Below are 13,438 nucleotides of genomic sequence, written 5' to 3' on the forward strand. Positions count from 1 at the left end.
TTCGCCGGCCCCTCAGTCCTTCACCAAGGACCGCTCGAGGATCGGCCCCAGCTCCAGGCCGGCCGGCAGGGTGCCGAACGCGCCGCCCCACCGGCCGTCGAGGCGGGTCGCCAGGAACGCCTCGACCACCGCCGGGTGGCCGTGACGCACCAGCAGCGCACCCTGCAACGCCAGGCAGATGTCCTCGGCGATCTTGCGGGCCCGATACTGGGCGACCTGAAGATCGCCGCCCAGGTCGCCCAGTTGGGTCTTGAGGGCAGCGACGTGGGCGTCGAGTCGCACGTCTTGTCCGGCGCTGTCGGCCAGCTCGTCGAAGAGCACCGTCACCGAGTCGGGCTGGGTTGCCAAGGCCCGCAGCGTGTCCAGTGCGCTGACGTTGCCCGACCCCTCCCAGATGCCCATCAGCGGCGCCTCCCGGTACAGCCGCGGCATCAAAGTGTCCTCGATGTAGCCGTTGCCGCCCAGGCATTCCATCGCCTCGGCGGCGTGCGGCGTGGCACGCTTGCACACCCAGTACTTGGTGGCCGCCAGCCCGATCCGGCGCAGCAGGCCCTCCCGGTCGTCACCCTGGACCGCCTTGTCGGTGGCGCCGGCCATCCGCATGGTCACCATGGTGGCCGCTTCGGCCTCCACCGCCAGGTCGGCCAGCACGTTGCGCATCAGCGGCTGGTCGATCAGGTAGTCGCCGAACGCCTTTCGGTGCTGCGTGTGATAGATGGCGCGGGCCAGCCCCATCCGCATGCTGGTGGCGCTGCCCAGCGCGCAGTCCAGCCGGGTCAGGTTGACCATCTCGATGATGACCGAGACGCCGCGGCCCTCCTCGCCGACCAGCCACGCGGTGGCGCCGTCGTACTCGATTTCGCTGGAGGCGTTGGCGTGGTTGCCGAGCTTGTCCTTGAGCCGCTGCAGCCGCATCCGGTTGCGGGTGCCATCCGGCAGTACCCGCGGCAGGAAGAAGCAGCTCAGGCCGCCGGGTGCCTGGGCGAGCACCAGGAACACATCGCACATCGGCGCGGAGGTGAACCACTTGTGCCCGGTCAGCGTGTAGCTGCCGTCAGCGTTGGGCACCGCCTGGGTGGTGCCGGCGCGCACATCGGAGCCGCCCTGCTTTTCGGTCATCGACATGCCCGCGGTGAGGCCCGCCTTGTCGGCCGGCACCTTCAGCTCGGGGTCATAGACCCGACTGGTCAACAGCGGCTCGTAGGTCTTCGACAGTTCCTGGTTGTAGCGCAGCGCCGGGACGATCGCGTAGGTCATCGAGATCGGACACATGTGGCCGGGCTCTGCGGTCCATACCCCGGTCTGGGCGGCACGCACCACGTGGGCGCCCGGCCGCGGGTCGGCCCACGGCGCGGCGTGCAAGCCGTGCTCGATCGCGGTGCGCATCAACTCGTGGTAGGCGGGGTCGTATTCGACTTCGTCGATGCGGTTGCCGACCACATCGTGGGTATGCAGAACCGGGCGGTTGCGATCGGCGAGTTCGCCCCAGCGCTGCACTTGCCGGGAGCCGGAGAGGGCACCAAGGTCGGTGACTTCGTCGACGCCCCACTGGCCGCCCTCACGGATCAGCGCCTCGATGAGGGCCGGCGAGGAGGCCGGATTGTAGCCCCGTAAGGGCGGAACCTGGTTGGTTACGATGTGCGTATCGGCCATGACCGAGTATTACAGTTTTTCGACGTTTGCACAACGGATGTAATCCGACTTACGGTCGGCAAACAAACGGCGATCACGGCCCGAGGTCGGGAGGTTCCGGGCCGTGATCGCCGCGTCTATGGGGCGCCGGGCTAAGCGCTGCTCATCCCTGCCGCACCGCAGCCGCGCCGCCCAGCCATGGGGATCCTTCCAGCGAAAGAGATCGTGTAAGCCGCCCGTACTGACGGGGCCTAGCAAATTAATAGCACATTACCAACCGTTTGTCATAGTCCTTTAGGAAAATAAGTCAATACGGATGTATTTTCGGCTGGATTAGGGCGTTCGGTATCCTCGCCGCCGCGGTCAGCCGAGGCGTTCCCGCAGGAAGGCGATGTCGGCCTTGCGGCCCTCCTCGGCGGTCTCGCAGATGACCGGGGCGCCGGCGGCCTTGACGACGGCGACCAACAGCTCCGGATCGATCTGCCCGGTGCCGAAGTTGGCATGGCGGTCCCGACCCGACCCGGCGGCATCCTTGGAGTCGTTGCAGTGCACCAGATCGATGCGCCCGGTAATGGCCTTGATCCGCTCCACCGCATCGGGCAGGGACTCCCCGGCCGCCCAGGTGTGGCAGGTGTCCAGGCAAAACCCGACCCCGGTGTCGCCGATGTGATCCCACAGCCTGGCGATGGTGTCGAAGCGGCGGGCCATCGCGTGGTCCCCGCCGGCGGTGTTCTCCAAATAGACCGGAACGGTCGTCTCGAGCTGGTCGAGCGCCTTGCGCCAGCGGATGAACCCGGCCAGTGGATCATCGTCGTCGGCGGTGACGTGTCCGCCGTGGACGATCACCGCGGCCGCGCCGATGTCGGCGGCGGCGTCGCAGGTCTGCTGCAAGACCTTGCGCGAGGGGATGCGCACCCGGTTGTTCGGGGAGGCGACGTTGATCAGGTACGGCGCGTGCACGTAGATCGGCAACGCGGCCTCCCGCAGCTGTGCCGCGTCCTCACGCGGCTTGGGGGCCTTCCAGCTCTGCGGGTTGCCGAGGAAGATCTGCACCGTGTCGGCGCCGTCGGCCGCCGCAGCGGCCAACGGATCGGCCGGGCGCACATGGGAACCGATCAACACGGTGGTCAGCTTAGTTGCCAGGTGTGCACCGGCTGGTTGGTGTGCATCTGCGCGCAGTAACGCCGCAGCATCTCGGTGAGCGCCTCGGGCCGGCTCATCCCCTGCGCCTGCAGCGCCCGCACCGTCGCCACCTGCCAGGTGGCGCCGTTGCGCCCGGTGGCGACCCGGCCCTCGATGATGCCGAGGAAGCGGTCGGACACTTCGGCGGCCACCCCCCAGTCGTCGAGGCCCCGACGGGCCATCGGCAGCAGTTCGCGCCGGGTCAGCTCCGCTACGCTCACCTCCCCCAGCTCGGGCCAGTACAGCCGGGCGTCGATGCCGTGGCGGGCGGCCGCCCGGAAGTTGGCGTGGGCGGTGGCGAAGCTCATCTGGGACCACAGCGGCCGCCGCTGGTGCGCCAGGCCGCGCAGTAGGCCGTAGTAGAAGACCGCGTTGGCCAGCATGTCGGCGACCGTCGGACCGGACGGCAGCACCCGGTTCTCCACGCGCAGGTGCGGCCGTCCGTCGACGACGTCGTAGACCGGCCGATTCCACCGATAGACCGTCCCGTTGTGCAGGCGCAGCTCGGCGAGTTGTGGGGTGCGGCCCTGCGCCAGCTCGGCGACCGGATCCTCGTCGGACACCTCCGGCAGCAGCGACGGGAAGTAGCGCACGTTCTCCTCGAACAGGTCGAAGATCGAGGTGATCCACCGCTCGCCGAACCAAACTCGCGGCCGCACGCCCTGGTTCTTCAGTTCGTCGGAGCGGGTGTCGGTAGATTGGGCGAACAACTCGACCCGGGTCTCCGCCCACAGCCGGTGGCCGAAGACGTACGGGGAGTTGGCGCCCAACGCCAACTGCGGGCCGGCCAGCACCTGCGCCGCGTTCCAGTGGTCGGCGAACTGCGCGGGCGACACCTGCAGATGCAACTGCATGCTGGTGCACGCCGACTCCGGCGCGATCGTCGCCGCGTACAGACTCAGCGGCTCCGGCCCGTCGATCTCGATCGCGAGCTCCTCACCGCGGGCGGCGAAGATCGAATCGTTGAGTGCCGCATACCGGGCCGAGTCGCTCATCCAGCCCGTGGCCAGGTGCTCGGGCATCAGCGTGGGCAGGATGCCGATCATCACGATGCGTGCGCCGTCGGCGCGGGCCTTGGACTCGGCGGCGTTGAGGCTCGAGCGCACCTCGGCTTCCCACTCCAGTCCCGACTGCCCGCACAGCGGCCGCGGCGGGACGTTGAATTCGATGTTGTGGGCGCCCAGTTCGCGTTGATATGCCGGATCGTCGATCGTGGCGAGCACATCGGAGTTCGACATCGCCGGCCGATAGTCACCGTCGATCAGGTTGCCCTCGATCTCCATGCCGGTCAGCGGCTGCGCACAGTCGAAGTCGGACTGCGCCAGCATCGCCTCGAAGACGTCGAGGCACTGCTGGATCTTGCGCCGGTAGCGCTGACGTTGGCTGCGGCCGTGAGCGGTGTGGTTCACCTGGTCCCACATACCCGCGATGGGGGCCGAGCACGCCTGCGCCGGCCGCCGAGCGGCAATCTCACGACGCGACACGCCGCAAGTCCGTCGTACGATTGCCGCTCGAGCGGGGCGCACCAACGCGACACCAACGCGGCGCCGACGAGAAAAGCCCCGGGGGTGTACCCCGAGGCCCTTCTCGTCGTGGACTACCGGTAGTCGCTGTACCCGTAGTCGTCCAGCGGAACCGCGGCACCGGTGGCGGCGCCGAAGTCCGGGCTGTAGTACTGATCCTCGTAGGACGGGATCGTGTACGCGGCGGCCCGGGCCTCCTCGGTCGGCTGCACCGCGATGTTGCGGTAGCGGTTGATCCCGGTGCCGGCCGGGATCAGCTTGCCGATGATCACGTTCTCCTTCAGCCCCTGCAGTTTGTCGCTGCGGCAGTTGATCGCCGCATCGGTCAGCACGCGGGTGGTCTCCTGGAACGACGCCGCACTCAGCCACGAGTCCGTGGCCAGGCTCGCCTTGGTGATCCCCATCAGCACCGGACGGCCGGCCGCGGGCTCGCCGCCCTCGGCCACCACCCGACGGTTCTCGGTCTCGAACTCGGCCCGCTCGGTCAGCGAACCGGGCAGGAACTCCGTGGCGCCCGAGTCGATGATGGTCACCCGGCGCAGCATCTGCCGGACGATCACCTCGATGTGCTTGTCGTGGATCGACACGCCCTGAGCGCGGTAGACCTGCTGGACCTCCTTGACGAGGTGGATCTGCACCTCGCGGGGACCCTGCACGCGCAGCACCTCGTGCGGGTCGGCCGAGCCCTCCATGAGCTGCTGTCCGACCTCGACGTGGTCACCGTCGGCCAGCAACCGCTCGGAACCGTCCTCGTGCTTGAACACCCGCAGCCGCTGACGCTTGGGCAACTTGTCGTAGACCACTTCCTCGCCGCCGTCGTCCGGCACGATGGTGATCTTGTAGAACTTGTCGCCCTCCTCGAGTTGCACCCGTCCGGCGACGTCGGCGATCGGCGCCTTGCCGCGCGGAATCCGCGCCTCGAACAGCTCCTGCACCCGCGGCAGACCACCGGTGATGTCCTCACCGACACCACCCTGGTGGAAGGTGCGCATGGTCAGCTGGGTACCGGGCTCACCGATGGACTGCGCCGCGACGATGCCGACGGCCTCGCCGATGTCGACCAGCTTGCCGGTGGCCATCGACCGGCCGTAACAGGTCGCGCAGACGCCGGTTCCGGTGGCACAGGTCAGCACCGACCGCACCTTCACCTGCGAGATACCCGCACCCAACAGTGCCTCGATCGACGGGTCGCCGAGGTCGTGGCCGCGCTCGATAACGACATTGCCGTTGCCATCGACGGCGTCGACCGCCAACGTGCGGGCGTACGCCGAGGTCTCGATGAACGGGTCGCGGATCAGCGAACCGTCGGCAGCCACCTCGGCCAGTTCCACCAGGATGCCGCGCTCGGTGCCGCAGTCGTGCTCGCGCACGATCACGTCCTGCGAGACGTCCACCAGACGACGGGTCAGGTAGCCCGAGTCCGCGGTACGCAACGCGGTGTCCGCCAAACCCTTTCGGGCGCCGTGGGTGTTGATGAAGTACTCCAGCACCGTCAGGCCCTCACGGAACGAGGACTTGATCGGCCGCGGGATGAACTCACCCTTGGGGTTGGTCACCAGACCCTTCATGCCCGCCAGCGTCCGGGTCTGGGTGAAGTTACCCGTCGCACCGGAGTCGACGATGGTGATGATCGGGTTGTCGGCCGGGTAGTGGTCACGCAGCGCCTGACCCACCTCCTCGGTGGCTTCCTTCCAGATCTCCACCAGCGCCTCGTTGCGCTCGTCGTGGTTGAGAGCGCCACGCTGGAACTGCTTTTCGACCTTGTCGGCGCGCTCCTCGTAGGAGTCCAGGATCTCCTTCTTGCGCGGCGGCACCAACACGTCAGCCATCGACACCGTGACACCCGAACGGGTGGCCCAGTAGAAGCCGGCGTCCTTGAGCTTGTCCACGGTCTGGGCGACCACGATCATCGGGTAGCGCTCGGCCAGGTCGTTGATGATGACGGCCTGAACCTTCTTGTGCATCTGCTTGTTCACGAACGGGTAGCCCACGGGCAGCAGCTCGTTGAACATCACCCGACCCAGCGTGGTCTCGGTCATCCAGGCGTCACCCGGACGCCAGCCGTTCTCGCCGAACAGCTCGGTCTCCACCTCGGCGGGCGGCCGCAGCTGATCCAGCCGCACCTTGATCTTGGCGCGCACCGAGAGTGCACCGCGGTCGACGGCCATGATCGCCTCGGCGGGCGAGGAGTAGACGCCGCTCTCCGGACGGTCCTTGGCGGCCGGGGTGTATTCGCCTGTGTCACCTTCGATCTCGGTGGTCAGGAAGTACAGTCCGGTCACCATGTCCAGTCGCGGCATGGCCAGCGGACGACCCGAAGCCGGCGACAGGATGTTGTTGGACGACAGCATCAGGATCCGGGCCTCGGCCTGCGCCTCGGCGCTCAACGGCAGGTGCACCGCCATCTGGTCACCGTCGAAGTCGGCGTTGAAGGCCTCACACACCAGCGGGTGCAGCTGAATGGCCTTGCCCTCCACCAGCTGCGGCTCGAAGGCCTGGATGCCCAGGCGGTGCAGCGTGGGGGCGCGGTTGAGCAGCACCGGGTGCTCGGCGATGACCTCTTCGAGGACGTCCCACACCTGGGGGCGCTGCCGCTCCACCATCCGCTTGGCGCTCTTGATGTTCTGCGCGTGGTTGAGGTCGACCAGCCGCTTCATCACGAACGGCTTGAACAGCTCGAGTGCCATCAGCTTGGGCAGACCGCACTGGTGCAGCTTGAGCTGCGGACCCACGACAATAACGGAGCGACCGGAGTAATCCACACGCTTGCCGAGCAGGTTCTGCCGGAACCGGCCCTGCTTGCCCTTGAGCAGATCCGACAGCGACTTCAGCGGGCGGTTGCCCGGCCCGGTGACAGGCCGGCCGCGACGGCCGTTGTCGAACAGCGCGTCGACGGACTCCTGCAGCATCCGCTTCTCGTTGTTGACGATGATCTCGGGCGCGCCGAGGTCGATCAGCCGCTTCAACCGGTTGTTGCGGTTGATGACCCGACGGTACAGGTCGTTGAGGTCGGAAGTGGCGAACCGGCCACCGTCGAGCTGCACCATCGGGCGCAGCTCCGGCGGGATCACCGGAACCGCGTCGAGCACCATGCCCATCGGGGAGTTGCCCGACTGCTGGAACGCCGCGACCACCTTGAGCCGCTTGAGGGCACGAAGCTTCTTCTGCCCCTTGCCGTTCTTGATGGTGTCGCGCAGCGACTCGGCCTCGGCGTCGATGTCGAAGTTCTCGATCAGCTTCTGGATCGACTCCGCGCCCATCGCGCCGGTGAAGTACTCGCCGTAGCGGTCGACCAGCTCGCGGTAGACGGTCTCGTCGACGATCAGCTGCTTGGGAGCCAGCTTGACGAAGGTGTCCCAGATGTTGTCGAGCCGGTCCAGCTCACGCTGGGCACGGTCGCGCAGCTGACGCATCTCACGCTCGCCACCGTCGCGAACCTTGCGTCGCACATCGGCTTTCGCGCCTTCGGCCTCCAGCTCGGCCAGGTCGGCCTCCAGCTTCTGGGCACGGGCCTCCAGGTCGGCGTCCCGCTGGTCCTCGACACCCTTCTTCTCGACGACCATCTCGGCTTCCAGCGTCGACAGCTCGTTGTGGCGCATCTCGGTGTCGACGTCGGTGATGACGTAGGCCGCGAAGTAGATGATCTTCTCGAGGTCCTTGGGCGCCAGGTCCAGCAGGTAGCCCAACCGGGACGGCACGCCCTTGAAGTACCAGATGTGGGTAACCGGCGCGGCCAGTTCGATGTGGCCCATCCGCTCACGGCGCACCTTGGCACGGGTCACCTCGACGCCACAGCGCTCACAGATGATGCCCTTGAAGCGCACGCGCTTGTACTTGCCGCAGTAGCACTCCCAGTCGCGAGTCGGTCCGAAGATCTTCTCGCAGAACAGGCCGTCCTTCTCGGGCTTGAGCGTGCGGTAGTTGATGGTCTCCGGCTTCTTGACCTCGCCGTAGGACCATTGCCGGATGTCCTCCGCGGTCGCCAAGCCGATGCGGAGCTCATCGAAGAAGTTGACGTCGAGCACGTAACTCCCTTTCCCCTTGCGGGACTAGAAAATAATTAGGCCAAATCCTCAACTGAGGCGGATTCGTTGCGGGACAGGTTGATTCCCAGGTTGGCGGCTGCCCGCTCCAGGTCCTCGTCCTCGCCTTCGCGCAATTCGATCGCCGCGCCGTCCTTCGCCAGCACCTCGACGTTGAGGCACAGTGACTGCAGCTCTTTGAGCAGCACCTTGAACGACTCCGGGATACCCGGCTCGGGGATGTTCTCGCCCTTGACGATCGCCTCGTAGACCTTGACGCGACCGACGGTGTCGTCGGACTTGATCGTCAACAGTTCCTGCAGCGTGTACGCCGCGCCGTAGGCCTGCATGGCCCAGCACTCCATCTCACCGAAGCGCTGGCCACCGAACTGCGCCTTACCGCCCAGCGGCTGCTGGGTGATCATCGAGTACGGGCCGGTGGAGCGGGCGTGGATCTTGTCGTCCACCAGGTGGTGCAGCTTCATGATGTACATGTAGCCGACGGTCACCGGGTACGGGAACGGCTCACCGGAGCGGCCGTCGAACAGCGTCGCCTTGCCGTCGCCGTTGACCATGATCTCGCCGTCACGGTTGGCCAGCGTCGAGGAGAGCAGGCCCTGCAGCTCGTTCTCCTGGGCGCCGTCGAACACCGGGGTCGCGGTGCGGGTGTCCGGGTCGGCGGCGTACAGCTCCTCGGGGAGCTTCTCCGCCCAGTCGGGCACGCCGGCAGCAACATCGATGTTCCAGCCGGTCTTGGCGATCCAGCCCAGGTGGGTCTCCAGGATCTGACCGATGTTCATACGACGAGGCACACCGTGGGTGTTCAAGATGATGTCGACCGGCGTGCCGTCCGGCAGGAACGGCATGTCCTCGGCCGGCAGGATCTTGCCGATGACGCCCTTGTTGCCGTGCCGGCCGGCCAGCTTGTCACCGTCGGAGATCTTGCGCTTCTGCGCGACGTAGACGCGCACCAGCTCGTTGACCCCGGCGGGCAGCTCGTCGTCGTCCTCGCGGGAGAACACCCGGATGCCGATGACCTTGCCGGACTCGCCGTGCGGCACCTTCAGCGAGGTGTCGCGGACTTCGCGGGCCTTCTCACCGAAGATGGCACGCAGCAACCGCTCCTCGGGGGTCAGCTCGGTCTCACCCTTGGGAGTGACCTTGCCGACCAGGATGTCGCCATCGCGGACCTCGGCACCGATGCGCACGATGCCGCGCTCGTCGAGGTCTGCCAGCACCTCATCGGAGACGTTCGGGATGTCCCGGGTGATCTCCTCGGCGCCCAGCTTGGTGTCGCGGGCGTCGATCTCGTGCTCCTCGATGTGGATCGAGGTGAGCGTGTCCTCCTCGACCAGCCTGTTGGACAGGATGATCGCGTCCTCGTAGTTGTGGCCCTCCCACGGCATGATCGCCACGAGCAGGTTCTTGCCCAGGGCCATCTCGCCGTTGTCGGTGCATGGGCCGTCCGCGATCACCTGGCCGGCCTCGACACGCTGGCCGGCGTCGACGATCGGCCGCTGGTTGGCGCACGTGCCGTGGTTGGACCGGTTGAACTTGCGCATCCGGTAGGTCTGGCGGGTGCCGTCGTCGGCCATCACCGTGATGTAGTCGGCGGAGACCTCCTCGATGACACCGGCCTTGTCGGCGACGATCACGTCACCGGCGTCGATCGCGGCGCGCAGCTCCATACCGGTGCCCACCAGCGGCGCCTCGCTGCGCACCAGCGGAACCGCCTGACGCTGCATGTTGGCGCCCATCAGGGCACGGTTGGCGTCGTCGTGCTCCAGGAACGGGATCATGGCCGTGGCCACCGACACCATCTGGCGCGGCGAGACGTCCATGTAGTCGACCTCGGCCGACGACACGTACTCGACCTCGCCGCCCTTACGACGGACCAGCACGCGCTCCTCGGTGAAGCGACCGTCGCCCTCCAGCGGCGAGTTGGCCTGCGCCACGATGTAGCGGTCCTCCTCGTCGGCGGTCAGGTAGACGATCTCATCGGTGACCACACCGTCGACCACCTTGCGGTACGGGGTCTCGATGAAGCCGAACGGGTTGACCCGCGCGTAGGTCGCCAGCGACCCGATCAGACCGATGTTCGGGCCTTCCGGGGTCTCGATCGGGCACATCCGGCCGTAGTGGGACGGGTGCACGTCACGAACTTCCAGGCCGGCCCGCTCACGCGACAGACCACCGGGCCCCAGCGCCGACAGCCGGCGCTTGTGGGTCAGACCCGACAGCGGGTTGTTCTGGTCCATGAACTGCGAGAGCTGGCTGGTGCCGAAGAACTCCTTGATCGCGGCCACCACCGGGCGGATGTTGATCAGGGTCTGCGGCGTGATGGCCTCGACGTCCTGGGTGGTCATCCGCTCGCGGACCACGCGCTCCATACGCGACAGGCCGACCCGGATCTGGTTCTGGATCAGCTCTCCCACGGTGCGCAGCCGCCGGTTGCCGAAGTGGTCGATGTCGTCGACCTCGACGGGCACCTCGACGCCGCCCGGCACCGTCATGGTGCCGGACACCCCGTCCTGAGCTGCCTGGTGCAGCCGCACCAGGTACTCGATGGTGGCCACGATGTCCTCTTCGGTCAGCGTGGTCGGCGCCGTTCCGACGGCCGACGGCGCGGCCGGCAAGCCCAGCTTCTTGTTGATCTTGTAGCGACCCACCCGGGCCAGGTCGTAGCGCTTCTCCTTGAAGAACAGGTTCTCCAGCAGGGTCTGCGCGGACTCCCGGGTGGGCGGCTCGCCCGGACGCAGCTTGCGGTAGATGTCCAGCAGCGCCTCGTCGGTGTTGGCGGCGTTGTCCTTCTCCAGCGTCGACATCATGATCTCGGAGAAGCCGAACCGCTCCCGGATCGCCTCGCTGGTCCAGCCCAGCGCCTTGAGCAGCACGGTCACCGGCTGGCGGCGCTTGCGGTCGATCCGGACGCCGACCAGGTCCCGCTTGTCGACATCGAACTCCAGCCAGGCGCCCCGTCCCGGGATCACCTTGACCGAGTGCAGCGTCTTCTCGGTGGACTTGTCGATGTTGGCGTCGAAGTACACACCGGGCGAGCGCACCAGCTGGGAGACGACGACACGCTCGGTGCCGTTGATGATGAAGGTGCCCTTCTCGGTCATCATCGGGAAGTCGCCCATGAACACCGTCTGGCTCTTGATCTCACCGGTGTTGTTGTTGATGAACTCCGCGGTGACGAACAGCGGCGCCGCGAAGGTCATGTCCTTGTCGCGGCACTCCTCGACCGGGGCCTTGACGTCGTCGAACCGCGGGTCGGAGAACGACAGCGACATCGAGCCGGAGAAGTCCTCGATCGGCGACAACTCCTCGAGTACTTCCTCGAGGCCGCCCCTGGGCGCGGTGCCGGTCAGGTTCTCCATTTTCTCGCGCCACTCCGGCGCCCCGATCAGCCACTGGAACGAGTCGGTCTGCACGTCGAGCAGACCCGGAACCTCGAGCGGTTCACGCAGCTTGGCGAAGGAGATCCGGTTGGGAGCTCCGGGGACGGAGCTATTCGGAGAATATTGGGTGGTAGTACCTGAAGCGTTCTTCTTGCTCTGGCGGGAGACTGCCAAGATGCATCCTTCCAGCACCTAATGCGGCCAGCGGGTCCCGGTTCTCACCAGACCCCGTTCGCTGCGAATATCAACCGTTGGTTCGGCTGGCGGACGCTCTGTCCGGTCTCACGAACAGCCAAACCATGAGGTCACAAGCCTTAAACGAGCCGACCGACGCGACTCAAGGCTGGTACTGCGGGTTCGGGTGCGGGTAAGGGTGGGCAGGAGGAAGCCAGCGCAACGTCCAACAATAGCGCAGGCTCACGCAATCCTCAACTGCCGCGTCCCGGGGCCCTATCGGTGCTGGCTGGCCTCCGCCGGAGCCTCCACACAAACGCTGGGAACAGATTGGACCGTTTACGTCCGTCCGTCAAGAGCTGACACGGTGCGGGCCGGTGGCGAGGACTCAGCCCGGCGGAGACGGGATCGAGGCGGTCGGGGCGTCGTCGTCGGCCGGGAACTCGTGCACGGCGTACTTGTGGGTGCCCTCGAGATCATCCCGGATGGCGGCCTGCGCGCTGGGCGGCAGGGTGTGCAGGATCTCGCGCACCCGGGCTTGCCGGCGGCCCACGGCCTTGCGCTCGGGCATGCCCGGCGAGGCGGTCAGCTGCGGCGGCACCCCTTCGACCTCCTCGACACCGCCGTGGTGCTGGCCGGCGGCCAGCATGGCCTCCTCGGCCGCCGCGGTCGCCTGGTCCTTCTCCTCGGACATGCCGATGGGGCCGATGCGCCGGCCGTTGAGGAACTGGCGCACCACCGGCTCCTCGGAGGTCAGCAGCACCTCGCGGGGTCCGAACATCACCAGCTGCTTGCGGAACAGCATGCCGATGTTGTCCGGCACGGTGCGGGCGATGTTGATGTTGTGCGTGACGATCAGGATGGTGGCGTCGATCTGGGCGTTGATGTCGATCAGCAGCTGGCTCAGGTAGGCGGTGCGGACCGGGTCCAGACCGGAGTCGGGCTCGTCGCACAGGATGATCTGCGGGTCCAGCACCAGGGCGCGGGCCAGGCCGGCACGCTTGCGCATACCGCCGGAGATCTCACCCGGGAACTTGTAGCCGTCGTTGGGCATACCGACCAGCTCGAGCTTCTCCATGACGATGTCACGGATTTCCTTCTCGGACTTCTTGGTGTGCTCGCGCAGCGGGAAGGCGGTGTTGTCGTAGATGTTCATCGACCCGAACAGTGCGCCGTCCTGGAACAGCACTCCGAACAGCGTGCGGATCTCGTAGAGCTCCTTGGCCGAACACTGCAGGATGTCGGTGCCGTCGATGACGATCGAGCCGCGCTCGGGCCGCAACAGGCCGATCAGCGACTTCAGGAACACCGACTTGCCGGTACCGGACGGTCCCAGCAGGACGCTGACCTCTCCGGCGGGAATGGTCAGCGAGACGTCTTCCCAGATTCGTGCCGATCCGAAGGACTTCGTCAGATCCTGCACTTCGATGGCGACACCCATTGGTGGTCCTTCCGCAACGTCTGGTCGTAGCCACGTCTCCCCTGTGGCTTGGGCCACTGTAGC

Annotated in this window: 6 protein-coding genes; all 6 read right to left on the minus strand. The window is 66.8% G+C overall.

From position 1 onward, the window contains the following. Positions 1–12: 12 nt before the first annotated feature. The gene (locus ACAG20_RS13465) at positions 13–1,653 is read right to left on the minus strand and encodes an acyl-CoA dehydrogenase family protein (protein WP_370492868.1); all 1,641 of its coding nucleotides are present in this window, start codon (positions 1,651–1,653) and stop codon (positions 13–15) included. A 342-nt stretch (positions 1,654–1,995) separates the two neighbouring features. Further along, entirely contained in the window at positions 1,996–2,754 is a 759-nt protein-coding gene (locus tag ACAG20_RS13470; protein WP_112684497.1) for a deoxyribonuclease IV, read from the minus strand. Positions 2,755–2,759: 5 nt separating this feature from the next. Beyond that, positions 2,760–4,235: a glutamate--cysteine ligase gene (locus tag ACAG20_RS13475; RefSeq protein WP_370492869.1), complete on the minus strand. Its 1,476-nt coding sequence runs from the start codon at positions 4,233–4,235 to the stop codon at positions 2,760–2,762. A gap of 176 nt (positions 4,236–4,411) precedes the next feature. Further along, complete coding sequence (locus ACAG20_RS13480) at positions 4,412–8,362, minus strand: DNA-directed RNA polymerase subunit beta' (protein WP_112684495.1); 3,951 nt, start codon at positions 8,360–8,362, stop codon at positions 4,412–4,414. Positions 8,363–8,397: 35 nt separating this feature from the next. Beyond that, positions 8,398–11,934, minus strand: coding sequence for a DNA-directed RNA polymerase subunit beta (locus ACAG20_RS13485; RefSeq protein ID WP_370492870.1), 3,537 nt, complete (start codon positions 11,932–11,934; stop codon positions 8,398–8,400). Positions 11,935–12,322: 388 nt separating this feature from the next. Next, positions 12,323–13,375, minus strand: a complete 1,053-nt coding sequence (locus ACAG20_RS13490) for an ABC transporter ATP-binding protein (protein WP_370492871.1) — start codon at positions 13,373–13,375, stop codon at positions 12,323–12,325. Positions 13,376–13,438 lie beyond the last annotated feature (63 nt).

Origin of the sequence: Mycobacterium sp. pW045 (genome assembly GCF_041287085.1) — a bacterium.
Lineage (GTDB): Bacteria > Actinomycetota > Actinomycetes > Mycobacteriales > Mycobacteriaceae > Mycobacterium > Mycobacterium algericum_A.